This window comes from Pseudomonas sp. CFBP13508, from assembly GCF_005233515.1.
Lineage (GTDB): Bacteria > Pseudomonadota > Gammaproteobacteria > Pseudomonadales > Pseudomonadaceae > Aquipseudomonas > Aquipseudomonas mercuritolerans.
Window position 1 is genome coordinate 338304 of sequence record NZ_QFZZ01000002.1, and the last position, 24850, is coordinate 363153.

The 24850-nt window shown below is 59.7% G+C and carries 25 protein-coding genes; 11 read left to right on the forward strand and 14 right to left on the reverse strand.

Annotation, left to right across the window (positions count from 1 at the left end):
• Positions 1-10 precede the first annotated feature (10 nt).
• Complete coding sequence (locus PspCFBP13508_RS06050) at positions 11-337, reverse strand: DUF2025 family protein (protein ID WP_130911174.1); 327 nt, start codon at positions 335-337, stop codon at positions 11-13.
• A gap of 220 nt (positions 338-557) precedes the next feature.
• On the opposite strand from PspCFBP13508_RS06050, the gene PspCFBP13508_RS06055 reads away from it, so the two are divergent.
• Positions 558-1685, forward strand: a complete 1128-nt coding sequence (locus PspCFBP13508_RS06055) for a glycerophosphodiester phosphodiesterase (RefSeq protein ID WP_137213967.1) — start codon at positions 558-560, stop codon at positions 1683-1685.
• A gap of 156 nt (positions 1686-1841) precedes the next feature.
• A complete protein-coding gene (locus PspCFBP13508_RS06060; RefSeq protein WP_016773566.1) occupies positions 1842-2147 on the forward strand; it encodes a PepSY domain-containing protein in 306 nt (101 codons plus the stop codon).
• 347 nt (positions 2148-2494) lie between these two features.
• Here the strand turns inward: PspCFBP13508_RS06060 and PspCFBP13508_RS06065 are convergent, their stop codons facing one another.
• Positions 2495-4117 carry a methyl-accepting chemotaxis protein gene (locus PspCFBP13508_RS06065; RefSeq protein WP_137213968.1) on the reverse strand — a complete coding sequence of 541 codons (1623 nt, stop codon included), beginning with the start codon at positions 4115-4117 and terminating at the stop codon, positions 2495-2497.
• A 276-nt stretch (positions 4118-4393) separates the two neighbouring features.
• Here PspCFBP13508_RS06065 and PspCFBP13508_RS06070 point away from each other — a divergent pair, with 276 nt between their 5' ends.
• Together PspCFBP13508_RS06070 and PspCFBP13508_RS06075 are read left to right on the forward strand one after the other, a co-directional pair.
• On the forward strand, positions 4394-5416 hold the full coding sequence (locus tag PspCFBP13508_RS06070; protein ID WP_039758494.1) for a transporter: 1023 nt from the start codon (positions 4394-4396) through the stop codon (positions 5414-5416).
• Positions 5417-5663: 247 nt separating this feature from the next.
• Positions 5664-7277, forward strand: coding sequence for an inorganic phosphate transporter (locus PspCFBP13508_RS06075; protein WP_137213969.1), 1614 nt, complete (start codon positions 5664-5666; stop codon positions 7275-7277).
• A 124-nt stretch (positions 7278-7401) separates the two neighbouring features.
• Here the strand turns inward: PspCFBP13508_RS06075 and PspCFBP13508_RS06080 are convergent, their stop codons facing one another.
• Positions 7402-8298: a LysR family transcriptional regulator gene (locus PspCFBP13508_RS06080; RefSeq protein WP_137213970.1), complete on the reverse strand. Its 897-nt coding sequence runs from the start codon at positions 8296-8298 to the stop codon at positions 7402-7404.
• A gap of 121 nt (positions 8299-8419) precedes the next feature.
• Between PspCFBP13508_RS06080 and PspCFBP13508_RS06085 the strand changes: the two genes are divergently transcribed.
• Positions 8420-9178 (forward strand): SDR family oxidoreductase, encoded by a 759-nt coding sequence (locus tag PspCFBP13508_RS06085; protein ID WP_137213971.1) that lies wholly within the window; start codon positions 8420-8422, stop codon positions 9176-9178.
• A gap of 118 nt (positions 9179-9296) precedes the next feature.
• On the opposite strand, the gene PspCFBP13508_RS06090 is transcribed toward PspCFBP13508_RS06085, so the two are convergent.
• Entirely contained in the window at positions 9297-9734 is a 438-nt protein-coding gene (locus tag PspCFBP13508_RS06090; RefSeq protein ID WP_137213972.1) for a multidrug/biocide efflux PACE transporter, read from the reverse strand.
• A gap of 89 nt (positions 9735-9823) precedes the next feature.
• On the opposite strand from PspCFBP13508_RS06090, the gene PspCFBP13508_RS06095 reads away from it, so the two are divergent.
• The gene (locus PspCFBP13508_RS06095) at positions 9824-10678 is read left to right on the forward strand and encodes a LysR family transcriptional regulator (protein ID WP_122602114.1); all 855 of its coding nucleotides are present in this window, start codon (positions 9824-9826) and stop codon (positions 10676-10678) included.
• A 491-nt stretch (positions 10679-11169) separates the two neighbouring features.
• On the opposite strand, the gene PspCFBP13508_RS06100 is transcribed toward PspCFBP13508_RS06095, so the two are convergent.
• From PspCFBP13508_RS06100 to PspCFBP13508_RS06110, 3 genes are read right to left on the reverse strand one after another with little or no spacing between them, the layout of a single operon-like run.
• Complete coding sequence (locus tag PspCFBP13508_RS06100; RefSeq protein WP_137213973.1) at positions 11170-12405, reverse strand: RNA polymerase sigma factor; 1236 nt, start codon at positions 12403-12405, stop codon at positions 11170-11172.
• The gene (locus PspCFBP13508_RS06105; protein ID WP_024014039.1) at positions 12398-12742 is read right to left on the reverse strand and encodes a YciI family protein; all 345 of its coding nucleotides are present in this window, start codon (positions 12740-12742) and stop codon (positions 12398-12400) included. The genes PspCFBP13508_RS06100 and PspCFBP13508_RS06105 overlap by 8 nt, the downstream gene beginning before the upstream one ends.
• Positions 12743-12782: 40 nt before the next feature.
• Positions 12783-13208: a nuclear transport factor 2 family protein gene (locus PspCFBP13508_RS06110; RefSeq protein ID WP_024014040.1), complete on the reverse strand. Its 426-nt coding sequence runs from the start codon at positions 13206-13208 to the stop codon at positions 12783-12785.
• A 142-nt stretch (positions 13209-13350) separates the two neighbouring features.
• Here PspCFBP13508_RS06110 and PspCFBP13508_RS06115 point away from each other — a divergent pair, with 142 nt between their 5' ends.
• Together PspCFBP13508_RS06115 and PspCFBP13508_RS06120 are read left to right on the forward strand one after the other, a co-directional pair.
• A complete protein-coding gene (locus PspCFBP13508_RS06115) occupies positions 13351-13836 on the forward strand; it encodes a GNAT family N-acetyltransferase (RefSeq protein WP_137213974.1) in 486 nt (161 codons plus the stop codon).
• A gap of 18 nt (positions 13837-13854) precedes the next feature.
• Entirely contained in the window at positions 13855-14460 is a 606-nt protein-coding gene (locus tag PspCFBP13508_RS06120) for a pyridoxamine 5'-phosphate oxidase family protein (RefSeq protein ID WP_137213975.1), read from the forward strand.
• Positions 14461-14593: 133 nt separating this feature from the next.
• Here the strand turns inward: PspCFBP13508_RS06120 and PspCFBP13508_RS06130 are convergent, their stop codons facing one another.
• The 3 genes from PspCFBP13508_RS06130 to PspCFBP13508_RS06140 all read right to left on the reverse strand — a co-directional run bounded on the left by PspCFBP13508_RS06130 (position 14594) and on the right by PspCFBP13508_RS06140 (position 16386).
• On the reverse strand, positions 14594-15082 hold the full coding sequence (locus PspCFBP13508_RS06130) for an N-acetyltransferase (protein ID WP_137213976.1): 489 nt from the start codon (positions 15080-15082) through the stop codon (positions 14594-14596).
• Between the two features lie 86 nt (positions 15083-15168).
• Complete coding sequence (locus PspCFBP13508_RS06135) at positions 15169-15654, reverse strand: GyrI-like domain-containing protein (protein WP_137213977.1); 486 nt, start codon at positions 15652-15654, stop codon at positions 15169-15171.
• Positions 15655-15723: 69 nt separating this feature from the next.
• Positions 15724-16386: a LysE family translocator gene (locus tag PspCFBP13508_RS06140; RefSeq protein ID WP_016773553.1), complete on the reverse strand. Its 663-nt coding sequence runs from the start codon at positions 16384-16386 to the stop codon at positions 15724-15726.
• 138 nt (positions 16387-16524) lie between these two features.
• Between PspCFBP13508_RS06140 and alaC the strand changes: the two genes are divergently transcribed.
• Complete coding sequence (gene alaC / locus PspCFBP13508_RS06145; RefSeq protein ID WP_137213978.1) at positions 16525-17742, forward strand: alanine transaminase; 1218 nt, start codon at positions 16525-16527, stop codon at positions 17740-17742.
• 178 nt (positions 17743-17920) lie between these two features.
• On the opposite strand, the gene PspCFBP13508_RS06150 is transcribed toward alaC, so the two are convergent.
• Positions 17921-19273 carry a GntP family permease gene (locus PspCFBP13508_RS06150; protein WP_016773551.1) on the reverse strand — a complete coding sequence of 451 codons (1353 nt, stop codon included), beginning with the start codon at positions 19271-19273 and terminating at the stop codon, positions 17921-17923.
• 82 nt (positions 19274-19355) lie between these two features.
• On the reverse strand, positions 19356-19889 hold the full coding sequence (locus PspCFBP13508_RS06155; protein WP_016773550.1) for a gluconokinase: 534 nt from the start codon (positions 19887-19889) through the stop codon (positions 19356-19358).
• 216 nt (positions 19890-20105) lie between these two features.
• On the opposite strand from PspCFBP13508_RS06155, the gene PspCFBP13508_RS06160 reads away from it, so the two are divergent.
• The gene (locus tag PspCFBP13508_RS06160) at positions 20106-21137 is read left to right on the forward strand and encodes a LacI family DNA-binding transcriptional regulator (protein ID WP_024014046.1); all 1032 of its coding nucleotides are present in this window, start codon (positions 20106-20108) and stop codon (positions 21135-21137) included.
• A 139-nt stretch (positions 21138-21276) separates the two neighbouring features.
• On the opposite strand, the gene PspCFBP13508_RS06165 is transcribed toward PspCFBP13508_RS06160, so the two are convergent.
• Positions 21277-22149: a LysR family transcriptional regulator gene (locus tag PspCFBP13508_RS06165; RefSeq protein ID WP_137213979.1), complete on the reverse strand. Its 873-nt coding sequence runs from the start codon at positions 22147-22149 to the stop codon at positions 21277-21279.
• A 122-nt stretch (positions 22150-22271) separates the two neighbouring features.
• Here PspCFBP13508_RS06165 and PspCFBP13508_RS06170 point away from each other — a divergent pair, with 122 nt between their 5' ends.
• A complete protein-coding gene (locus PspCFBP13508_RS06170) occupies positions 22272-22712 on the forward strand; it encodes a PACE efflux transporter (RefSeq protein ID WP_137213980.1) in 441 nt (146 codons plus the stop codon).
• 228 nt (positions 22713-22940) lie between these two features.
• On the opposite strand, the gene PspCFBP13508_RS06175 is transcribed toward PspCFBP13508_RS06170, so the two are convergent.
• Entirely contained in the window at positions 22941-24260 is a 1320-nt protein-coding gene (locus PspCFBP13508_RS06175) for a PAS domain-containing methyl-accepting chemotaxis protein (protein WP_137213981.1), read from the reverse strand.
• Positions 24261-24850 lie beyond the last annotated feature (590 nt).

Below are 24850 nucleotides of genomic sequence, written 5' to 3' on the forward strand. Positions count from 1 at the left end.
CAGCAAAACCTCAACCGCGCACCAGACTCCGCACCGCAACAATCTCCGGCACTTCAACCTTGCTCATGTAAACCCGCAACGGCTCAGTGATGTTGATGCGCTCGTCGATATGTTGATCGAGCAGCAGCTGAATCAACTCGCGCTTGAGCGTCATGGCGGTGTCCGACAGCGGTGCCCAGACGAATTCATTGACCGGGATGATGCCGTCGTCGGCCACGTCCATGCCGAACGAATCTTCGCTGAAACGCACGATGTACTGGCCGGTCTTGCGGTTGAGGCCGACGAAGCCTTTGAGATCGTCGGCAGCCTGGCAGATGAGTTGGGAGGTGATGCGCATGGTAAACCTCACGAAAGATGATCGATGGTTTACACGCAGGGCAACGCAGCGGCGCGCCCTCTGCCGGAGCGTCTGCCGAGGGCAAGCGTACTGCAAACAGCGCCACAAAAGTGCAGGAAATTTCCGTTTTGCGCGGTTTATGTCGGTCTGGCGATAGCCCTGCGGCGCTTCAATTGTTAAAAGGTACGTCTCGAAAAAAACCTGCGAAAGGAACTCGACCATGCCTGCCACTTTTACCCGAAGCGCTCTGGTGCTGAGTCTGTTGTTCGGCCTCGGTCAGGCGCACGCCGACAGCCACCCGGAGCCCAAGGCAATCGCTGCCGCCCACGGCATTCCGCATCCAGCGGTGATCGCCCACCGTGGCGCGTCGTTCGATGCCCCGGAATCCACCGCTGCGGCCTACAAACTGGCGCGCGACCTCGGCGCCGATTACCTGGAAATGGATTTGCAGCGCAGCAAGGACGGCGTGCTCTTCGCCCTGCACGACGACAACCTGCAACGCACCACCGACGTCGCCAGCAAATTCCCCGAGCGCAAGGACAGCCCGGCCACTGCGTTCACCATGGCCGAACTGAAAACCCTCGATGCCGGCAGCTGGTTCAACACCAAGTACCCGGATCGCGCGCGCCCCTCCTACGCCGGGCTTAAGATTCTTACCCTCGATGAAATCATCGACATCGCCCGCGCCAACCCGCAGCACAAGCCGGGCCTGTACATCGAGACCAAGGAGCCGCAGCTGTTTCCCGGCATCGAACATGACCTCAAGGAAAAACTGCAGGATCGCGGCTGGCTCAGTCCGGCCGGTTCGAAACTGGCGAAAAGTGCGCTGGGCGTCGGTCAGGGCAAAGGCAAGGTGATCCTGCAGACGTTCGACAAATCCAGCCTTGAACTGCTGGAGAAAGAAATGCCGCAAGTGCCGAAGATCCTGCTGTTGTGGGTCGGTGAAGGCAGCATCGAGCCGAAATCCGCCGTGACGTTTGCCGCGTCCGGCGAGAAAGACAAAAACGTGTTCTACGGCAAGCAGGAGCCAAAATCCGAAGCTGAATTCAAGCAATGGGTCGATTACGCCAAGGCGCAGGGCGCGATCGGCACCGGCCCGTCGGCGAAGCTGACCCATGGTGGTGATCAGAGTTATTCCGACCTGGTGCAACCGTGGATGAATCAGTACACCCACGATCAGGGCATGCTGGTGCATGTTTATACGGTCGACGAGGCGGTGGACTACGAGAAAGTCATGGCAGCGGGGGTTGATGGCATCTTCACCAACCGCGCCAGTGAACTGTTGAAGTTTTACAAGCGTCCGGCTGTTGGCAGTGTTGATGAGGTTCTGAAGAAGAACGGTTTCTAAGTTGTTATCGAGTCGCCTGCTTCGCGAGCAGGCTCGCTCCTACAAAGAGCAGTTTTATCGCGAGGCAGAGATTTAAGGGTGAGTTAAGTTGCGCTGGTTAATCTGAACCCACTTACACAGATCAACCACTTCAACGCACTGCCAAGGAATGAACCGATGAAAACTTTGACTGCCCTGTTTACCGCCGCTGCCCTGACCCTCACCGCTGGCCTGGCTCAGGCCGATGTTCGCATCGACCAGATCCCGCAACTGGTCAAGGACGGCAAGATCAAGTCGCTGGAATCGATGAACGCCGAAGCACTGAAACTGCACCCGGGTGCAACGATTACCGACACCGACCTGGATAACCACTTCAACGGTTATGAGTATGAAGTTGAACTGAAGACTGCTGATGGTAAAGAGTTCGACGTGGACTTTGATGCCACCACCGGTAAAGTGCTGAGCGACAAGCAAGACACTTGATAGACCATTGTTAAAGAGCCGCACGATTTAAGGTCGTGCGGTTTTTTTATGATTTGCGTTTGGCTTTATTGATGAGTTGTCAGTGAAAACTTTACCCCCTCACCCCAGCCCTCTCCTCCAAGGGGGCGAGGGGGAAAGGGAGCAGATCGGGGAAATTTCGGAGCCTGAGTTCGCCTCAAAATCCAAAAGCCATCACAAACGACTACCAGCCTGAGTTTACCTCGACATCTCAGGTCGGCGTATCTCGAACAATCAGCACGGTCAGTCCCCTCTCCCTCCGGGAGAGGGCTAGGGTGAGGGGCCAAAGCCATCACGCCGAAAACACTGACAAACCGTTACCCAACAAATCAAGCACTGAGCCGCGCCGTCACCTCATTCAACTGCCCCGACAACCCATGCAGATTCTGACTGGCACTCTCGGTGCGCTGAACGTTGTCGAGGTTGGTGCTGGCGATCGCGGTGATTTCAGTCAGGTTGCGCGAGATATCCTCGGCCACCGACGTCTGCTCCTCAGCGGCCGTGGCGATCTGCCGGTTCATGTCGCGAATCGCCTCCACCGCCAAGGTGATGCGCTCCAGCATCGCGCCAGCCTGGGTCACTTGCTCGACACTTTCATCACTGCGTGCCTGGCCGCTCTCGATAGCCTGCGCGGCATCGACAGCGCCGGTCTGCACGTTCTGGATGATCTGGTTGATCTCGATGATCGACTCCGCCGTGCGCTGAGCGAGGTTGCGCACCTCATCGGCGACGACGGCAAAACCACGCCCGGCCTCGCCCGCCCGCGCCGCTTCGATGGCTGCGTTGAGCGCCAGCAGGTTGGTCTGTTCGGCGATGCCACGAATCACCTCCAGCACCTTGCCGATACGACCGCTGTCGGTTTCCAGACGACGAATCACCGTGGCGGTGTTGGCGATTTCGCCGCGCATCTGCGTGATCGAGTGAATGGTGGTTTGCATGACCTTTTCACCCTGCTGCGCCGACTGATCGGCATCGTCGGCAGCACGCGCGGCATCAGCGGCGTGACGGGCGACTTCCTGGGCCGTGGCGGACATTTCATTCATCGCCGTGGCCACTTGGTCAGTGCGATTGAATTGCTCGCTGGTGCCGCCGGCCATGGTCGTGGCGATGGCGTTCAACTCACCGCTGGCGCTGTCCAGATCACCGGCGCTGCGTTGCAAGCGAGTGAAGGTGTCCGCCAGAAAATCGCGCAGAGTGTTCGCTGCGGCGGCAAGGTTGCCCAGTTCATCGCGACGCTCGCTGACTACGCGCTCCGCCAACTGCCCACGGCTCAAGCGAGTGACGTAATCGATGAGGTTGCGGATCGGCTCGATCAGGTTGCGGCTGACCAGCCACAGGCTCAGCAGACCGATCAGCAAGCCTGACGCGAGCATCACCAACAGGCCCAGCCACACGGTGCGATCAGCGCTGGCACTGATCAATGCCGATTGCGCGGTGCCCTGCTCGCGCAGCTCGGCAACCAACGCGCTCATCTGCTCGCTGGTGGCGCGGTCGAGGCCTTTGACAGCGGCGTCGCCGGCGCTCGCATCACCACCGGTAGCCACGTAGGCATCACGGCCCTTCTGGTAGGCCGCGCCCAACTGGCGATGCTCCTCGCGCAAGCGTTCGATGCGGGATTTGAGATTGGCCTCGATGCCTTTCTGGCTGGCCAGTTCGCCGAGAATATTCTGCACATCGCGCTGACGCTCTTCGAACTGGCTCCAGTATTTCGCCAGATCCGCCGGTTGCTTGCCGCGCAGCAGAACGTTTTTCCATTCCTGCACCTGCACTTTGAATTGCAGGTTGGCTTCATCGATCAATTGCGAAGTGTGCAGCGGGCCGGCGATCAATTGGCTATAGCTTTGCACGCCGTTGGAGAGGAAATGAAAGCAGGCCAGGGCGATCAACAGCATCGCCAGCAGACTGCCGCTCAGCAGGGCGAGAATTTGCGCTCTCAGGGATTTTTGCAGCATTGCGAGGTACTCGAAGCAGGGATGAGGCACGCCCGAACGGACGTGAAAATTGGCCGGACTTCCCTGTCGTCGCACCGTGGCAAAACGCCAATGGCGCGCAACCTGACTCACCTGAGATCGGCGCGCCAGAGCCTTCCTTGAGAAACTTCCGACAGCCGGTAACGCATTGATTTGACGTCATTTTGCTGTCACAAAACGGTCATGTGAGCTTGCGATGATGCCGCTCAGGTGAACCTGAAAATCCCGCACCAAAGACCCTCCTCGCAGCGAGCCGCCATGAACCACAGCCTCGATATCAGCCATCGCGACCCGGACCTGTTCGGCTTGCTCTACGGCTTTCGTTTTCTGCCCGGTGAGCGCGGTCGGGAGATCGATTCGGCGACGGCATTGCGCTGTTTGCAGGACGACAGCGACAGCGGCGAATTCCTCTGGCTGCACCTGAACCTGGCCCATGCCGCGTGCGAGCGCTGGATGAAAAGTCATCTGCAATTACCCGAGGAGTTTTTCGAAGCGCTGCACGAAGGTTCGCGTTCGACGCGCATCGAGCATGTCGATTCGGCGCTGCTGGCGGTGGTCAACGATGTGGTGTTCAACCTCAGCAGCATGGTCTCCTCCGATGTGTCGACGCTGTGGGTCTGCGTGCGCAGCAAACTGATCGTCAGCGCACGCCTGCAACCGCTGCACTCGGTGGACAAGTTGCGCTCGTCGGTGAAGGCCGGCGAATGCTTTCGCTCGCCCTCGGAACTGCTCGTGCATCTGCTGCGCGATCAGGGCGAAGTGCTGACGCAGATCGTGCGCAAGACCAGCCTGAGTGTTGATCAGGTCGAGGACGAGTTGCTCTCATCACGCCTGTCGACCAATCGCGCCGAACTCGGTGCCAATCGCCGCGTACTGGTGCGTCTGCAAAGGCTGCTGGCGCTGGAGCCGGGTTCGCTGCTGCGCCTGCTCAACCGCCCGCCGCCTTGGTTGCAGAAGGAGGACGTCAAGGAGTTGCGCAAATCCACCGAGGAGTTTGCGCTGATCATCAACGACCTGACTGCCCTCGGCGAGCGGATCAAATTGTTGCAGGAAGAGATCGCCGCCAACCTCAACGAACAGAGCAACCGCACGCTGTTCACCCTGACGGTGGTGACGGTGCTGGCCTTGCCGATCAACATCATCGCCGGTTTTTTCGGGATGAATGTGGGGGGTGTGCCGCTGTCCCAGGATCCGCACGGGTTTTGGGTACTGGTTGCGCTGGTGGCGACGTTCACCGTGATTGCCGGGCGCTGGGCATTTCGCAAGCGTGGGGATTATTGAGCGCAAATCCCACACACAAGACAATCGTCTCTGTGGGAGCGAGCCTGCTCGCGAAGTCGGTGTGTCAGATAAATCAATGTTGAATGACATGGCGCTTTCGCGAGCAGGCTCGCTCCCACAGGTTTCTTTTTCAGCCTTCAGATCAGCGGCGGGCTTGAACGCCCAAACACTGACCTGACGCAGTCTCTCTGTAACATTCTGCAACGATCATGGGCGACATTCCTTCCCTCGCTCAGGATTGTCCGCCATGGCTACGCCCTCACTGACCGCCAGCCCCGCGTCCGCCGCCGGCGGCAGACCGGCGCTCGACAAGAAACCCGGTCCGTTTACCTACGTGATCTTTTTCGCCGTGCTGGCCATGGGCATGTTGTTCACCGCCTACAGTCTGATGCACGACATGCACGAACTCGGCACGGTGGTCACCACCTGGACGCCGTTTCTGCTGCTCGGCGTGGCACTGTTGATTGCGTTGGGTTTCGAGTTCGTCAACGGTTTCCACGACACAGCCAACGCCGTGGCGACGGTGATCTACACCCACTCGCTGCCGCCGAATGTCGCGGTGGTCTGGTCGGGCTTCTTCAATTTCCTCGGTGTGCTGCTGTCCAGCGGTGCGGTGGCGTTCGGCATCATCGCGCTGTTACCGGTGGAGCTGATTCTGCAGGTCGGCTCGTCCGCCGGGTTTGCGATGATCTTCGCCCTGTTGATCGCGGCGATCCTGTGGAACCTCGGCACCTGGTGGCTGGGTTTGCCAGCCTCTTCTTCGCACACTCTGATCGGCTCGATCATCGGCGTCGGCGTGGCCAATGCCCTGATGCACGGCCGCGATGGCACCAGCGGTGTCGACTGGGCGCAGGCAACCAAGATCGGTTATGCCTTGCTGCTGTCGCCGCTGGTGGGCTTCGGCTGTGCGGCGCTGTTGCTGCTGGCGTTGCGCGCGTTCGTCAAAAACCGTGCGCTGTACAAGGCGCCCGAAGGCAACGCCCCGCCGCCGTGGTGGATTCGCGGTTTGCTGATTGCCACCTGCACCGGTGTGTCATTCGCTCACGGCTCCAACGACGGCCAGAAAGGCATGGGCCTGATCATGCTGATTCTGGTCGGCACACTGCCGATGGCCTATGCACTGAACCGCACCATGCCGGAAGAACAATCGCTGCAATTCGCCGCCGTGGCCCAAGTCACCCAGCAAGCGCTGGTGAAAAACGCGCCACTGCCGGCACCGGCCGATCCGCGTCCGATTCTTTCGGACTACATGCGCAGCAAGGAACCGACGCCGCAACTGATCCCCGCCCTCGCCGCCCTGACCGGGCACATCGGCGAGGAAGTCAGAGGCTACGGCTCGCTGGCAAAAGTCCCGGCCGAAGCCATGGGCAACGTGCGCAACGACATGTATCTGGCCAGCGAAAGCATCCGCCTGATGGAGAAGAACAAGGTCGGCAATTTCGATGCCGACACCAGCAGCAAACTGCAGCTGTTCAAACAACAGATCGACAACGCCACGCGGTTTATTCCGCTGTGGGTGAAGATCGCCGTGGCCATCGCGCTGGGGCTCGGCACCATGGTCGGCTGGAAGCGCATCGTGGTGACCGTCGGCGAGAAGATCGGCAAGACTCACTTGACCTACGCCCAGGGCGCCTCGGCGGAAACCGTGGCGATGCTGACCATCGGCGCGGCGGACATGTTCGGTTTGCCGGTGTCGACCACCCATGTGCTGTCATCGGGCGTGGCCGGGACCATGGTTGCCAATGGCGCCGGATTGCAGATGCGCACAATCCGCAATCTGCTCATGGCCTGGGTGTTGACCCTGCCAGCGGCCATCCTGCTGTCGGGCAGCCTTTACTGGCTGTTCACCCAAATCTTCTGACCCTGTGCAAATCTCTGTGGGAGCGAGCCTGCTCGCGAAAGCGCTGGGTCAGACAACTCTGCATGAACTGACACGCCCTCTTCGCGAGCAGGCTCGCTCCCACAGTTCGGTCGAAGGTGATCTGTCAGAGCGTCGAACGAACCACATCGCCGAGCCAATCCATAAACACCCGCACCCGCAGCGGCAAATGCCGTTGCCTTGCATACAACAAGGAAATCGCCATTGGCGGTGCGGTGTACTGCGGCAGTACCGTCAGTAGTTCGCCATTTTCCAGATGCGGTTGCATGCCGGTGCGCGGTACCTGCGTCAGGCCGAAGCCGCCCAGGCACGCAGCTTCATAGGCATCGGTGCTGTTGACCGTGACACTGCCGGCCATCGCCACACGCCGCACCTCGCCGTTTTCCTCATAGACGAACCCCTCCGAACGCGAGCCCAGTACGCCGACGTAATGCACCAGCCGATGCTGCGCCAGATCCTCGATGGTCTGCGGCACGCCGTAGCGTTGCAGATAAGCAGGACTGGCGCAGTTGACCATCGGGAAGTCGCCAAGATGCCGGGCGACCACCGACTGATCCGGCTGCGCGCCGATGCGCAATACGCAGTCGAAACCTTCGCTGAGCAGATCGACGCGGCGGTCGGTGCTGCTGATTTCCATCTGCAGATTCGGGTGGCGATCCATGAATTCCGGCAGGCGCGGCATGATCAAGCGTCGCGCGAGGATGTTCGGCATATCGACGCGGATGCGCCCGGTCAGCGAAGCCTCGTCCTGACGGAACAGCCCTTCGATCTCATCCATGTGCGAAAGCAGATCCTTGCTGCGCTCGTACAGCACCAGACCATCCTGTGTGGCCTGCACCTTGCGCGTGGTGCGCTGCAACAGCCGCGTGCCGAGCAAGGCTTCGAGCGCCTGCACCTGCTCGGACACCGTCGAGCGCGGCAGGCCGAGGCTTTCACCGGCGAGGGTGAAACTCGACAGTTCGCTGACCCGAACGAAGGTACGCAGCAGTTCCAGTTTGTTCATGACAAGCCCCGGTGATTGTTCGGCTGAGCCGATCAGTGATTCCGCTTTTGCCGTGTTTATCACCTCAGGGCGGATAAATAAACTTCTTCCATCACCACTCAACGCAATCGAGGAAGTCCGCATGAATCGCAAAATCGCACTGATCACTGGCGCCAGTCGTGGCTTGGGCCGCAGCGCCGCCGTGCACCTTGCCGCGCAGGGCATCGACATCATCGGCACCTACAACAGCCGCGCCGACGAGGCCCAGGCGCTGGTCACTGAATTGCAGGCGCTCGGCGCGAAAGCGGCGATGCTGCAACTGGACGTCGGCCGCAGCGAGAATTTCGCCGCGTTTGCCGCGCAGGTTGAACAGGTATTGGGGCAAACCTTTGAGCGTCAGCGCTTTGATTTCCTGATCAACAACGCCGGGGTCGGCGTGCATGCGCTGTTCAGCGAAACCACCCCGGAGCAATTCGATCTGCTGATGAACGTGCAGTTGAAAGGGCCGTTCTTTCTGACCCAGCAACTGCTGCCACTGATCAATGACGGTGGGCGCATCGTCAATACTTCGAGCGGCCTGACCCGCTTCAGCCTGCCGGGTTACGGCGCTTATGCGGCAATGAAAGGTGCGATGGAAGTGCTGACGCGGTATCAGGCGAAAGAGCTTGGCGCGCGGCAGATTGGCGTGAACGTTCTGGCGCCGGGTGCGATTGAAACCGATTTTGGCGGTGGCACGGTGCGCGACAACAGCGCTGTCAACGCGATGGTCGCCAGCAATACCGCGCTGGGTCGTGTGGGGCTGCCGGATGATATTGGCGGTGCACTGGCGCTGCTGCTGTCAGAGGGTGGGCAGTGGATCAACGGTCAGCGGGTCGAGGCGTCTGGCGGCATGTTTCTCTGAACTCAACCAACAGACTGTTTGTGGCGAGGGGATTTATCCCCGCTGGGCTGCGTAGCAGACCGATTTTGGGGCCGCTGCGCAGCCCAACGGGGATAAATCCCCTCGCCACAGGTTTAGCTCAGCTTTCATACGTGCGGCGGGTCATGAAGCGCTCGCGCAGTACGTCATAGCCCCAGTGATAGACGTAGGTGTACGGCAGGAAAAACAGCAGTACGCCGATGTCGAGCAACAACGCCTGCCACAGGCTGACCGACAGCCACCAGGCAATCAGCGGCACACCCATCACGATCAGTCCACCTTCGAAGAGCAAGGCGTGAACCACGCGGACCCAGGCGTTGTGCGCCATGTTCATCCGCGCCAGAGCACGGTCGAAAAAACGGTTGAACACCACGTTCCACGCCAGCGCCAACAGCGCAATCAACACGGTCACCGCGCCCATGTCGAGCAGCGGCTTTTGCATGATCCAGGCAAGCAGCGGTGTGCAGATCAGGATGGCAAGAAACTCGAAACCAACAGCCTGGAAAACACGTTCGGTAATGGACTTGTGGGCAGTCATGGCCTGACTCCTTGTTTGACGATGGTTGCCATGATCCAACTGAATACCGATACTTCATAACCAATAACCATCGATCAAGGCGATAGTTCATGGCTTCGCAGGAAGTGCTGCTGGCGTTTGTCCAGGCAGCGACGCAAGGCTCATTTTCCGCAGCGGCGCGCAAACTGGGGCGCAGTCAGTCGACCATTAGCGCGGCAGTGGCAAGCCTGGAGATCGATCTGGATCTGCAGCTGTTCGATCGCAGCAGCCGCAAGCCCACGCTCACCCCCGCCGGCCACGTCATGCTGCAGAAAGCCGAGGCGATTCTGGCCGCCACCAGTCGCCTGGAGATGAGCGCACGGCAATTGGCCCAGGGCGTGGAACCGAAGCTGACCGTGGCGATTTCCGATACCTATCAGTCGTACCGTTTCGAGGCGGCGCTGGTAGATTTCGAGCAGCGTTATCCGGAGCTTGAGCTGGAATGCCTGATTGCCGAATGCGATGACCTGATCGAACTGGTCCAGCGCGGCCGGGCGCATCTGGCCTTCGCGGAAATGCAGGACAACTACCCGCCGGATCTGGTGACTTCGACCGTGGCCGAGCGCACCGAGATTGCCCTGTTCGTCAGCCGTGAGCATGCGTTGGCGAAGCTTGAGCATGTCGATCAGCAGATTCTTGAGCAACATCGCGAGCTGCGTCTGGCGACCATCGTCAATCCGTATGACAGTCGCGGCAAAGGCCGGGTGTGGTCGGCGCCGAGTTACCTGATGCTGCTGGAAATGGCGGAAAAAGGCTTTGGCTGGGCACCGCTGCCGAGGTGGCTGGTGCAGCGTTATGCCAATGATTTGCTGATAGAGCTCGACGTGCGCGGCTGGCCGAAACCGGTGTTTGTCGACGCCTTGTGGTCGCGCTTGTATCCGCCGGGGCCGGCAGGGAGCTGGTTGCTCAGCAAGATGCTTGAATAAGCGCTTGAGATCAAAAGCCCCTCACCCCAGCCCTCTCCCGGAGGGAGAGGGGGCCGACCGAGGTGTCTGGCGTTATGCATCGACCTGAAAACCTTATCGATCATGGATTCAAGACAATTCGTTCAAGTCGGTGAATCCCTCCAATATCCCCCAATCAGTCCCCTCTCCCTTTGGGAGAGGGGGCCGACCGAAGTGTCTGGCGTTATGCATCGACCTGAAAAAACTTATCGGTTATGGATTCAAGACAATTCGTTCAAGTCGGTGAATCCCTCCAATATCCCCCAATCAGCCCCTCTCCCTTTGGGAGAGGGGGCCGACCGAAGTGTCTGGCGTTATGCATCGACCTGAAAATCTTATCGATTATGGATTCAAGACAATTCGTTCAAGTCGGTGAATCCCTCCAATATCCCCCAATCAGTCCCCTCTCCCTTTGGGAGAGGGTTAGGGTGAGGGCAATCCACAGGCTGCCCACAATCGCCAGAGCACCAAGGTCAGAGCATTTCCAGCGCCATGATACGTGCTCGAATAAACCGCCGCTCCGGCTCCTGCCGCGTCAGCTCCAGCGCCCGCTGATACGCTGCCCGCGCCTGCTCCACCCGGCCCAACTGCCGACAAAACTCCGCCCGCGCCGAATGCGCCAAGTGGTAATCCTGCAACTCCCCACGCGCCAAAATCCCTTCTACCAACAACAACCCGGCCAACGCTCCATCCCGTTTGGCTACCGCGACCGCGCGGTTCAGCTCGATCACCGGCGACGGCACCGCGCGCAGCAATACGTCATACAGACCGACAATCTGCTGCCAGTCCGTTTCCGCCGCCGACAGTGCTTCCGCATGCACCGCTGCAATCGCCGCTTGCAGACAATATGGCCCGGACCGCCGCGTACTCAGCGCGCGCTCGACCAGCGCGCAGCCTTCGGCCATCAGCCCGGCGTCCCACAACGAGCGATCCTGATCGTCGAGCAACACCAGTTCACCGCTCGGCGAAGTGCGTGCCGGTCGACGTGATTCGTGCAGCAGCATCAGCGCCAGCAGACCCATGACTTCCGGCTCCGGCAGCAACTCCATCAACAAGCGCCCCAGCCGAATCGCTTCGCGCGTCAGATCCTCGCGGGTCAGCTCAGTGCCGACCGAGGCCGAATAGCCTTCGTTGAACACCAGATAAATCACCCGCAACACGCTGTCGAGGCGCTCGGGCAATTCGTTCAGCGTGGGTACTTGATAGGGGATTTTCGCGTCGCGGATCTTGGCCTTGGCGCGCACGATGCGCTGGGCAATCGCCGCCGGCGCCGAGAGAAAAGCACGGGCGATTTCCTCGGTGGTGAGGTCGCAGACTTCACGCAAGGTCAGCGGCACTTGCGCATCTGCCGCCAGTGCCGGGTGGCAGCAGGTGAAGATCAGCCGCAAGCGATCGTCTTCCACGTCTTCGCCACTCCAGTCAGCCTGTTCCAGCTCATCGAGCTGCGCCAGCAGCAACGGTTGCGACGCCTTGAACCGTGCGCGCCGGCGCAGCACATCGATGGCTTTGAAACGTCCGGTGGAGACCAGCCAGGTGCGCGGGTTGTCCGGCACGCCGTCGCGTTGCCAGCGCTCGACCGCGACGAAGAACGCCTCGTGCAAGGCTTCTTCGGCGAGGTCGAAATCACCGAGCAGGCGGATCAGCGTGGCCAGGATCCGCCGCGACTCCTCGCGGTAGACCTGCTCGACCCGCGCCCTGACGTCAGACATTCAACTGCCGCACCGGACGCACTTCAACGCTGCCGACCCGCGCTGCCGGAATGTTGCCGGCCACCTGAATCGCTTCGTTGAGATCCTTGGCGTCGATCAGGTAGAAACCGGCCAGTTGCTCCTTGGTTTCAGCAAAAGGCCCATCGGTGATCGACAACTTGCCGTTGCGCATGCGTACCGTGGTGGCGGTCTCCACCGATTCCAGCGCTTCGGCGGCGATCATCCGCCCGCTGCCCTGAATCGACTCGGCGTAGGCCCAGCATTCGGCGTCTTCCGGGCTGTCGGGCGAGGTGTGCAGCAGGCGTTCATCGCTGTAGACCAGGCATAGGTATTTCATGGCGATCTCCTGATTCGAACGGATCAACTATGGCTGAAGATCAGGGGGTTACATCGAACAGCGTCGCGCCGCTCATCGGATCGAACGGTGCCGACCAGTGTTCGTGGGCAATCTTCCACGCCCCGCCGACCTGCCGATAACAGGCGGTCACGCGCATCCAGCAACTCTGGGTCTCGCCCTTGTCGTTGGTGCCGCCGCAATTGGCCACCCAGTGGGCGAAAGCGATGTTGTCGGCGCTTTCGATGGCGATTTCGTGGAACTCGAAGATGTGCGGGCCGGGGCACATTTCCATGCACTCGACCCAGTGCGCGCGGTACGCCGCTTTGCCTTTGAATTGCAGCGCCTTGATCGCATCGAACGAGACGATGTCGTCGGCGTACAGGGCCATGACTTTCTCGACGTCCTTGGCCATTACCGCTTCGCGGTAGGTGTTGATCAGAGTCTGGATTTCGCTTTGTGCGCTCATGGTGTTCTCCGTGGTTTTTGTTGTGAAGACACCCTTAGTCGTTTGCCCTTTGCGCAGATCGACAGGGCAAACAAAAAAAATTCGCCGACAACAATGTCGCTAGAATCCGAGCTTCAATCCTTGTAGGAAAAAGGAAATTCCCGTGTCAGCCCAACTCGTGCCTTACGACAGCCTCAGCCCTTTGCAGCGTGAGCAAGTCGAGTCGATTGAAATCCATCCCGAGCAGATCAAGTTCTCCGGCGACATCCACGGTGCCCTGCACACCCTGCTGTCGAAACCCGGCCCCGGCGTGAAAGGTTTTGCCCTGCTGGCGGACGACGTACCGGTGGCGTTTCTGCTGCTCAAGCGCCCGCCGGTATTGCCCGACTGGGCCGACGAACACAGCGCCACGTTGCATGCGCTGCAGGTCGATCGGCGCGCGCAGGGCAAGGGTTACGGCAAGGCTTGCCTGCAAGCGCTGCCCACCGTCGCGCTTGGAGCCTGGCCGGAAATCAAAGGGCTGGAGCTGTCGGTAGACGCCGACAACGAAGCGGCCATCGCGCTGTACGCCAAACACGGCTACGTCGACAGCGGCGAAGCCTACAAGGGCCGAATCGGTTACGAGCGGCGTATGGGGCTGTTTTTCTAGATCGTAGAGGGATGCACGATGATCGATTCAATCGAAGCACTGGAAGCTATTTACGGATTGCCCCACGAACGTGCGGTGCGCAAGCAGATCGGCTTTCTCAACGAGGATTATCAGGCGATGGTGTGCCTGTCACCGCTCGTGATTGTCAGCTCGGTGGGGACCGATGGCCTCGATAACTCGCCGCGCGGTGATGCGCCGGGATTTGTTCGGATCATTGATCAAAACACGTTGGCCCTGCCGGATCGCCCGGGCAACAACCGCATCGATACCTTGCGCAATGTGCTGCACGATCCGCGAGTGTCGCTGCTGTTCATCATTCCCGGGATCGGCGAGACGTTGCGGGTCAATGGTACGGCGCAGATCAGCGCGGAACCGGGGTTGCTCGAGAGTTTCGCGGTAAACGGCAAAGCGGCGAAAACGGTGTTGCTGATTACGGTGGAAGCGGCGTTTTTCCATTGCTCGAAAGCATTCGTCCGCGCCGACGCCTGGAACCCGGAAACCCACCTGCCGCGTTCGGCATTACCGAGTGCCGGCGCGTTTCACAAGCGTCTGAATGATGGCCAGTTCGATGCTGAAACCTATGACCGGGAAGCGCCAAAACGGGTGCGCGATACCCTCTACTAAACGCGGAACTCAAAACGCCACAACCCCCCTGTGGGAGCGAGCCTGCTCGCGAAAGCGTCATATCAGTCAACAAATTGGTTGGCTGACACGGCCTCTTCGCGAGCAGGCTCGCTCCCACAGTTTTGATTAAGGCTTAGAGGGTCAGCATCATCTCGTGCCACGCCATGCCGCCGTGGTCGGACTCGGACGGCTTGATGTAGGCAAAGCCAAAGCCGGCATACAGCGCAATGTGCTGCTCTTTGCACATCAGATGAATTGTCGCTTTGTCCATGGCGCGCATGCGCTCGATGAATTCTGCGAGCAGGCGCTTGGCCAGGCCCTGCCCTTGGTAATCCGGGTGCACCACCACCGACATGATCACCACGTTCGGGCCTTTCGGGTCGTGGCCGATCAGTTCCTTGAAGGCTTCGTCGGACATCTGCACGTCGAACGCCGCGCCGGAATTGATGAAACCGGCGACCACGCCATCCACCTCGGCGACGATGAAGCCGTCAGGCCAGGTGTCGATGCGCGTGGCGATCTTCTCGCGGGTCGCGGCTTCGTCGCCTTCGTAGGCGACGGTTTCGATGGCGTAGCAGCGGTCGAGGTCGGCGGCGCTGACGTTGCGGATCACGGTGTTCATGGCAACTCGGAAATCATTGGAATTGAGGTCGCCAAGCATAAAGCAGATCAACCGGGGCGGACATGATCCGCCTCGATTGGTTGCTTTCAGGGTTTGAGTGGCAACCAGATTTCCAGCGTACCGGTGTGCAGTTTCGGATTGAAATCTGCGCTGTAACGCTCGAATTCCGGGGCATCTGCTGCTTCACGGCCTGATTGCGGCAGCCAGGTGTTCCAGATGTACTGAAAAGTCTGCGGCAGTTGCTTCAATGGCCTGTTGTGCTCAAAGACCGCGTAATGCTGCGGCTGGATTTCAACCCAGCGGTACTTTTCCGGCAGGTCGTCGAGCTTGTCGATCTGCACCCCGGCGATGTATTCGAAACCGCCCTCGCCGTCCGCATTGCAGCAAACGCCGTAGGTCACTTCGTTGACTTGCGCGGGGATTTTTCCCAAGTGCGGGATCAGTTTTTCCCACAACGCGGGAATGTCTTCGGTGGTCTCCTGAGTGAATCGCCCGCCGAAACCGGCAATCAGCAGAAATTGCCCGTGTTCGAAGCGAGGCTCGGTTATCTCGACGCGTTGTTGTTCATCCATGACGCGACTCCTCAGAACGCAAAAGTGGATTCGGCTGGGAGTATAGAAAGCCCGACCCGTTTCGCACGTTCACAGCGAGTGCAACTGCTCGACGGCACCTGAACCGACAAACTCGTTGTAGCCGGAAACGATCACGTACACCGCGAAATAACAAAAGATCGCCGCCGATGCCAGATAGGAGTAGCGCAGAAGCTTGTCGCCCAGCAGTTTGCCGCCGTGGCTTGCAGCGAAGCACAGACCGGCCGACCACAGCAGCCCGGCGCAGAGAAAACCACCGAGAAACAGCGCCGAACTCAACGGACCACCGCCACCGGACCGGGCGATCAACGTACCGCCGACGGCAGCAAACCAGAGAATCGCACTCGGCGATGACATGGCTAGAAAGATCCCCCGGAAAAACTCCTTGCGATGGGAGTTCTGCCCCACTTCCGCCGTTTCCGCCAGCAGCGCTTCGTGGTGAATCGCCGAGTAAATCATCTTCGCCGCGAAGTAGATCAGCAGCGCCGAACCGCCAATCCACAGGACCCAGCGCACGGTTTCGTACTGGAGCAAAACGGTCATGCCGGCCAGTGCCAGCACCGCGTAGATCAGGTCGCCGACGCAGGTGCCCAGGCCCAGGGCGAAGCCCTGAAAGTAGCCGCGCTGCATGGCCAGGGTGATCATCGCGATGTTGGCTACGCCGATATCCAGGCACAGCGAAAGGCTCAGCAAGAAGCCGCTGGTGAATTCCATTGACCGATTTTCCTTGAAAAAAATGTTTACAACCGCGCTGGACAGTATGCCATCACTGCCCTTATCTTCCGCCACAGGTCACCGCAGTGACCAGCGTCGCTCGGACGGTTCCGGGCGCTTACGTTATCCGAGGCAACAATGGCCGAACAAGGTTCGCCGCGCCGCTTTGCGCGCATAGATCGACTCCCCCCTTACGTTTTCAACATCACCGCCGAGCTGAAAATGGCCGCTCGCCGCCGTGGTGAAGACATCATCGACCTGAGCATGGGCAATCCCGACGGCGCCACGCCGCCGCACATTGTCGAAAAACTGGTGCAGGTCGCCCAACGTGAAGACACCCACGGTTACTCGACCTCCAAAGGCATTCCACGCCTGCGCCGGGCGATTTCCAACTGGTACAAGCAGCGCTACGAAGTCGATATCGACCCGGAAAGCGAAGCCATCGTCACCATCGGTTCCAAGGAAGGCCTGGCGCATTTGATGCTGGCGACACTGGACCAGGGCGACACGGTGCTGGTGCCGAACCCGAGCTATCCGATTCACATCTACGGTGCGGTGATCGCTGGCGCTCAAGTGCGTTCGGTGCCGTTGGTGCCGGGGGTGGATTTCTTCGATGAGCTGGAGCGCGCCATCCGTGGTTCGATCCCCAAGCCGAAAATGATGATTCTTGGCTTCCCGTCGAACCCGACCTCGCAGTGCGTGGAGCTGGATTTCTTCGAACGGGTGATTGCCCTCGCCAAGCAATACGACGTGTTGGTCATCCACGACCTGGCGTACGCCGACATCGTCTACGACGGCTGGAAAGCGCCGTCGATCATGCAGGTGCCCGGGGCCAAGGACATTGCGGTGGAGTTTTTCACCCTGTCCAAGAGCTACAACATGGCCGGCTGGCGTATCGGTTTCATGGTCGGCAATCCGGAACTGGTCAGCGCTCTGGCGCGGATCAAGAGCTACCACGACTACGGCACCTTCACTCCGCTGCAAGTGGCGGCGATTGCCGCGCTGGAAGGCGATCAGCAATGCGTGCGCGACATCGCCGAGCAGTATCGTCAGCGTCGTAATGTGCTGGTCAAGGGCCTGCATGAGCTGGGCTGGATGGTCGAGAATCCGAAGGCTTCGATGTACGTCTGGGCGAAGATTCCCGAGGCTTATGCACATCTGGGTTCGCTGGAGTTCGCCAAGAAACTGCTGGCCGAGGCCAAGGTCTGCGTCTCGCCGGGGGTGGGCTTTGGCGAGTACGGCGATGACCACGTGCGCTTCGCGCTGATCGAAAACCAGGATCGGATTCGCCAGGCCGTGCGCGGGATTCGCGGGATGTTCCGCGCGGATGGTTTCAATCCGAAATCCCCTGCCTGACACCTGTCCCCTGTGGGAGCGAGCCTGCTCGCGAAAGCGGTGGGTCAGTCAGCATAGATGCAGCTGACACGACGCTTTCGCGAGCAGGCTCGCTCCCACAATGGCTTTCAGTGAACCGTGAAATCAGGACACAAAAAAACCGCATCGCTGCGGTTTTTTTGTGCCTGCAAACTGCCGCTTAAACGAACAGCGACAACAGCAGGATAAAGCCCAGGCCCACCACCGACAGAATGGTTTCCATCGCAGTCCAGGTCTTGAAGGTTTCGGCCACGGTCATGTTGAAGTACTGCTTGACCAGCCAGAAACCGGCGTCGTTGACGTGGGACAGGATCAGCGAACCGGCGCCGGTGGCCAGCACCAGCAGTTCACGGTTGACGCCCGGAATCATGCCGACAACCGGCACCACAATGCCAGCGCCAGTGATGGTCGCCACAGTGGCCGAACCAGTCGCGATACGAATTACCGCCGCCACCAGCCACGCCAGCAGGATCGGCGAGATCTGCGCGCTGACCGCCATGTGGCCGATCACGTCACCCACGCCGCTGGTCACCAGCATCTGCTTGAAGCCACCGCCCGCACCGATGATCAGGATGATCGCAGCGGTTGGCGCCAGACTCGCGTCGAGCCACTTGAGCATCTGGTTGGAACCGATGCCCTGCTTGTAGCCGAAGGTGTACAGCGACAGCAACAGCGCCAGCAGCAGTGCGGAGATCGGGTGACCGATCATGTCCATCCAGATGCGGAAGAAGTTGCCGTCCGGCAGCGCCACGTCAGCGAAGGTTTTCAGCAGCATCAGGAACACCGGCAGCAGCACGGTGACCAGGGTGATGCTGAAGCTTGGCAGGTTGGCCGAATCGTTTTCCCGGGCCAGTTGATCGACCAGCTCCTGATTCGGGTGACCCGGGATGTGTTTGGCGATGAAGGTACCGAAGATCGGACCGGCAATGATGGCGGTCGGCAGCGCGACGATCAGACCGTACAGAATGGTCTTGCCGATGTCAGCGCCGAACACGCCGATGGCCAGCAGCGGACCCGGGTGCGGCGGCACCAGACCGTGCACGGCAGAGAGGCCGGCGAGCAGCGGGATACCGATTTTGATGATCGATACGCCAGTGCGACGCGCAACGATGAACACCAGCGGAATCAGCAGCACGAAGCCGATTTCGAAGAACAGCGGGATGCCCACCAGGAACGCGGCGAACATCATTGCCCATTGGACTTTGTCCTTGCCGAAGGCGCGGATCAGGGTCTGGGCGATCTGATCGGCGCCGCCGGATTCGGCCATCATTTTGCCGAGCATGGTGCCCAGGGCGAGGATGATGCCGACGAAACCGAGCACGCCACCGAAGCCGTCCTGGAACGCCTTGATGATGGTGTTGATCGGCATGCCGGAAGTCAGGCCAAGAAATGCGGCGGCGATGGTCAGGGCTATGAACGGGTGAATCTTGAATTTGGTGATCAGGATAATCAGGCCGATTACCGTGACCACCGCATCGAGCAGCAGGAACGTCTCGTGGGACATGCCAAACATGGGGGGTGTCTCCTGGATTGTTGTTGTTATTAAAGCGGGTTGAACAGAAGTCGGGAGGACAGCGCTGTCTTTTTCAACATACTCATACCGCCTGTTTCAGACCGTTGGCCTGCCACCAGACGTGAGCCTGCAGGGCCAGCTCTTCGACGCTGTGAATCGAAGCATTAAGCGGCAGAGTCAGCGGCTCGCCCTTGGGCGATTCGAGGGTGGCGAACTGGCTTTCGATCAACGTCGCCGGCATGAAGTGGCCCGGGCGGTGCGATACGCGCTCGGCGGCGACTTCCGGAGTCAATTCAAGAAACACGAAACCGAGGCCCGGCAAGGCACTGCGCAGACGTTCGCGATAGCTGTGTTTTAGGGCGGAGCAGGTCAATACCGGGCGCTGGCCTTGGGCATCGACGCGACGCAGTTCATCGCACAGGCTGTCGAGCCAGCCGGCGCGGTCTTCGTCGTTCAGGGGGATCCCCGCGCTCATCTTTTCGATGTTCGCGGCCGGATGAAAAGTATCGCCTTCAATGGCAGTGGCGCCGCTCAATTGGCACAGGGCCTGGCTGACGCACGTCTTGCCGCAACCGGCAACGCCCATGATGACCAGGGCGGTGATGGGATGACTCATATAACACCTCAGCGCGCAGACAGCGCTACCTTTGCTAGCTATGACTCTAGTGCACAGGCAGAAGTTGCCGACGCCTTCTTGTCGTTTTTTTGGGTTGCAGCAGGTTTGTTCCCAACGCCAAAGAGCACTGATCAGGCAGGACCGCGCTCACGCATTTGCAGCTGCATCAGGACAGCGCTACCTTAGTGCCTTGATTTTTGTTTGGCAAGCCGCCCGATGACCTCCCCCAAGAACGATAAAAATACCCGCACCACCGGCCGTCCGACCCTCAACGAAGTAGCCCGCCTGGCCGGCGTCAGCCCGATCACTGCCTCGCGCGCGTTGCGCGGGGTGAGCACGGTAGCCACCGAACTGGTGGAAAAAGTGCAGAAAGCCGCGCTCGAACTCAACTATGTGGTCAACCCCGCCGCCCGTGCTTTGGCCTCGGCGCAGAGCCATTCGGTTGTCGTACTGGTGCCATCGCTGTCCAACCTGCTGTTCATCGACACGCTGGAAGCCATTCATCGGGTGCTGACGCCCAAGGGCTTCGAAGTGCTGATCGGCAACTTTCACTATTCGCGCGATGAAGAAGAAAACCTGCTGCGCAACTACATGGCCTATCAGCCGCGCGGCTTTTTGCTGACCGGGTTTGATCGCACGGAAAGTTCGCGGCGGATGATCGAGGCCAGCAACATTCCTTGCGTGTACATGATGGAGCTGGACAGCGCCGCCGGGGTCAATTGCGTGGGTTTCTCGCAGTTGAGCGCCGGGGAAACTGCCGCCGAACACCTTCTGTCTCGCGGACGCAAGCGCTTGGCCTACATTGGTGCGCAGCTGGATCAGCGCACGTTGTTGCGCGGTGAAGGCTTCCGCAAGGCGTTGCAGAAGGCGGGCCGCTACGACCCGGATCTGGAAGTGCTGACGCCACGTGCTTCGTCGGTGGGCTTGGGTGGCGAGTTGTTCCTGCAATTGCTGGCGGCGCATCCGGATGTTGATGCGATTTTCTTCGGCAACGATGACCTGGCCCAAGGCGCGCTGCTGGAAGCCTTGCGTAACGGCATCAAGATTCCCGAGCAAGTGGCGATTCTCGGTTTCAACGATTTGCCGATGTCTGAACACATGGTGCCGCGCCTGAGCAGCATCAATACCCCGCGTGAGGCAATAGGCCGGCGCGCGGCGGAGCAGATGCTGACGTTGATGGCGGGTAACAAAGTGGCGCGGCCGGTGGAGGATATGGGGTTTGAGTTGAAGGTGCGCGAGAGTACCTGACCCTTCACAAATGCTGAGTTGAAACACAACCCTTGTGGGAGCGAGCCTGCTCGCGAAAGCGGTGGGTCAGTCAGCATTGATGCAACTGACACGACGCATTCGCGAGCAGGCTCGCTCCCACAGGGGATCTCTATCAAATTTAATGGATGAGCAGGTCAACCAGAGCCTGCGCACCCTTTTGCAAGGGCTGGCTCTTGAGCCACACCGCGTGCACCGGCAACACCAGGCCATTTTCGATGTTGCGAAAATTCAGCCGCTTCAAGCGTCCCGCGTCCAGCCACGGCTGCACCACCGACAGCGGGAAATTACCCCAGCCCAATCCCGCTTCAACCATCTCCATTGCCGTCTCGAGATTGTCCGTACGCCAGTAAGACTCAGCCACCAACGGCCGCGTTTCGCTGATCGGCAAGTCGCGGCTGGCGACAATGATCTGCCGTACCTGCACCAGATCTTCGAGAAACACATCACGCCCCTGCAGCAACGGACTGTCCGCCGCCAGCGTGGCGATCATGCGTTCGCTGCCGACGAACTGAAACCGCTCCAGCGCAGTGACGCTCAACCCGGCGAAGGCCAGACACACGCTGATCCGGCCACTGTGCAACATCGCCAGCACATCATCCTGCGGCGCAGTCAGCACTTCGATGTCGAGCAGCGGATGACGCTCGGCAATCACTTTGATTGCTGCCAGCAAGCGCCGTCGATCAAGGTCCGCAACCGCGCCAATCGACAACCTGCTTTCCAGTCCCAACGACAGCTCCACCGCGTGCACTTGCAGCTGCTTGAGCTGCTCGGCGATCAGTCGCGCGTGGGGCACCAACGACTGCGCCATCGCCGTGGGTTGCGGCTCACGATGGCTGCGGTCGAACAACGGGTAACCGAGTTCCGCTTCAAGATTGGCAATGCCCATGCTCACCGCCGACGGCACCTTGCCCAATTGCCGGGCAGCGGCGGAAAACGAGCCGCGCTCGATGACCGCGAGAAACAATTCGATGCTGTCGCTGTTGAAATTCAACCCGCCCACCTATCAATAAAACTGAAAACTACCGACTTTTTCTGTCAGGTCTATTGAAGCTATCTTTCGCCGCCTTCGCCAGCCCTGCTGGCCAACATTAGCCAAGAAAGAGGCAAATCTGCATGCAAGGCGTGAAACGTAAACTGGTCTATGTGTCGCTCTATGAAGTGATCGGCATGACCTTCTCGGCCCTCGGTCTGGCCCTGTTGTCGGGCACTTCGCCGGGCAGCACAGGACCACTGGCAGTGATCATCACCAGCATCGCCGTGACCTGGAATTTCATCTACACCTCGTTGTTCGAACTCTGGGAAAGCCGCCAGATCTCGCGCACCCGCACCGTCAAACGGCGCATCGCCCACGCCGTCGGCTTTCAACTGACGCTGATCGTGTTCCTGATTCCGCTGATCGCGTGGTGGATGAACATCAGCCTGGTGCAGGCGTTCCTGCTGGATCTGGCGCTGATCATTTTCATCCCGTGCTACACCTTCGTGTTCAACTGGCTGTTCGACCGGATCTTCGGTTTGCCAACGTCGGCACTGCCCGACTCAGCAACAAGCGCGTGACGCGCCAGTAACATATTGATCGCGATGTTGACCATTGGCTGATTCGGCCCGCGCACGCGTAATCTGGCACTGGAGAATATTGCCCATCGTTGACGGCCAACACAGGACTCACCTGTGGGAGCGAGCCTGCTCGCGAAGGCGTCGTGTCAGTGACTATGTGCTTGACTGACACAACGCTTTCGCGAGCAGGCTCGCTCCCACATTGGTTATTGGTGACGTTGAAACAGCTCAGTTCAATTGCAGGGTTTCATTGAACTGGCTGATCGCATCCACCACATGCCGGGAGCCCTGCTGGATCTCCAGAATCACCTCGCCCGCCTCGTTCGCCAGCTCCACGCCCAACCCGGTTCGGCTCAGGCTCGACTGCATGCTCGATACCGCGCTCAGCGACAGGTCGTGGTTCTTGCGCACCACGTCGACAATTTCCAGAGTGGCCTGACTGGTCCGTGCGGCGAGGCTACGCACCTCATCGGCGACGACGGCAAAACCGCGTCCATGCTCACCGGCGCGCGCCGCTTCGATCGCTGCATTGAGTGCCAGCAGGTTGGTCTGGTCGGCAATGCCGCGAATGGTCTGGACGATGGTGCCGATGATGTCCGACTGTTTGCTTACCGCATCGATGCTCACCGCGGCTTCGTTCAGGTCGCGGGAAATGTCCTGAATGATCTGCACGGTCTGCTGCACCACCTGTGAGCCTTTTTGCGCGCAGGCGTCGTTTTGTACCGAGGTGCTGTGGGCCGATTCCGCAGCGTTCTGCAGGGTGGTCATCTGCTTGGTAATGTCGCTGGCGAACTTGACCACTTTGTACAAGCGGCCCTTGGCATCGAACAGCGGGTTATACGATGCCTCCAGATACACCATCTGCCCGGACTTGTTCTTGCGCTCGAAGCGGTGCGAGTGATATTCGCCGCGATTGAGCGAAGCCCAGAATGCCTTGTACTGCGCAGATTCCGCTTCGGCGCGGTGACAGAACAGGCTGTGGTGCTGGCCGACAATTTCAGGGTGCGCGTACTGCATGGTCTGCAGGAAGTTGTCGTTGGCGCGGATGACATTGCCTTCGGGGGTGAACTCGATCACCGCCATGGAACGGCCGATCGCCGCCAGCATGGCTTCTTCTTCATGTTCTTTGTTGATGCGCGCAGTGATGTCCGCCGCAACCTTGATGACACTTCTGACCTGTTTGTCTGGCCCGAACACCGGCATGTAACTGGCTTCAAGCCAGATCTCCCGACCGCTCTTGTTCAGGCGCAGGAACGTGCCGCTGAGCGGTTCACCACGGGCCAGGTCGCGCCACAACTTTGCGTAGTCCTCGCTGCGATAAAAGCTTTCTTCGCAGAAGATCCGATGGTGTTTGCCGCGCACTTCTTCGGCGCTGTAGCCCATGGTCTTGCAGAAGTTCTCGTTGGCGTCGAGGACGATGCCTTCCGGGGTGAATTCGATCATGGCCATCGAGCGGCTGATGGCTTCGATTTTCGCGTTGGCCTCGGTCAGCGCACAGCTGAAACGCTCGATTTCCCGCAGGTCAGCCTTGTGATGTAGGTTGAACATGGTTGTATCACCTTCCGCGCGTTCTTTTGATTTGATGAAAGTTCAGGTCTTGCAAGATCCATCACTACGTTCCACAGAACAGGCACACGCCTTCCTCCACGGGAGGAAGTTGTCAGGTGATAAATGATGATCAATCGGAGGGTTCGTGCAGCGACGCTCTGATCAAGACATCCTTTTCTTGATAGCCCGCAAGCGGGCCAGCCCTAACGCGTAGAAGAACTTCCATTTAGATGACGCTCCTTGTTGGTTCAGTGTCGGTGCCTTGGGTTGCGCACTCTGGCAGCATGAATCACGGACCAACCGGTGCCGTCGGCCGGTTGGCATGACGGTCGACATGGTTAGTTACCTGCAAGCGTAGCCAGCCCGACGCCGGGCGCAAGGCCACTAGTCGGCCAGTATCTGGCATTTTTTGCACAAGAAACGGTTCAGCGCGGGGAACGGCGTGGTGAGAACGGACGTTTTCGCCAGCGAAGCGGAAGCCCGCGAACCGGGCTCCCGTAGGGTTTGCTCAATGGCCGAAGATGTCGACCTTCTTGGCTTTCTTCTCGGCGCGTTTTTCAATCGCAGTCTTGGCCGGCTTCTTCTTCGCG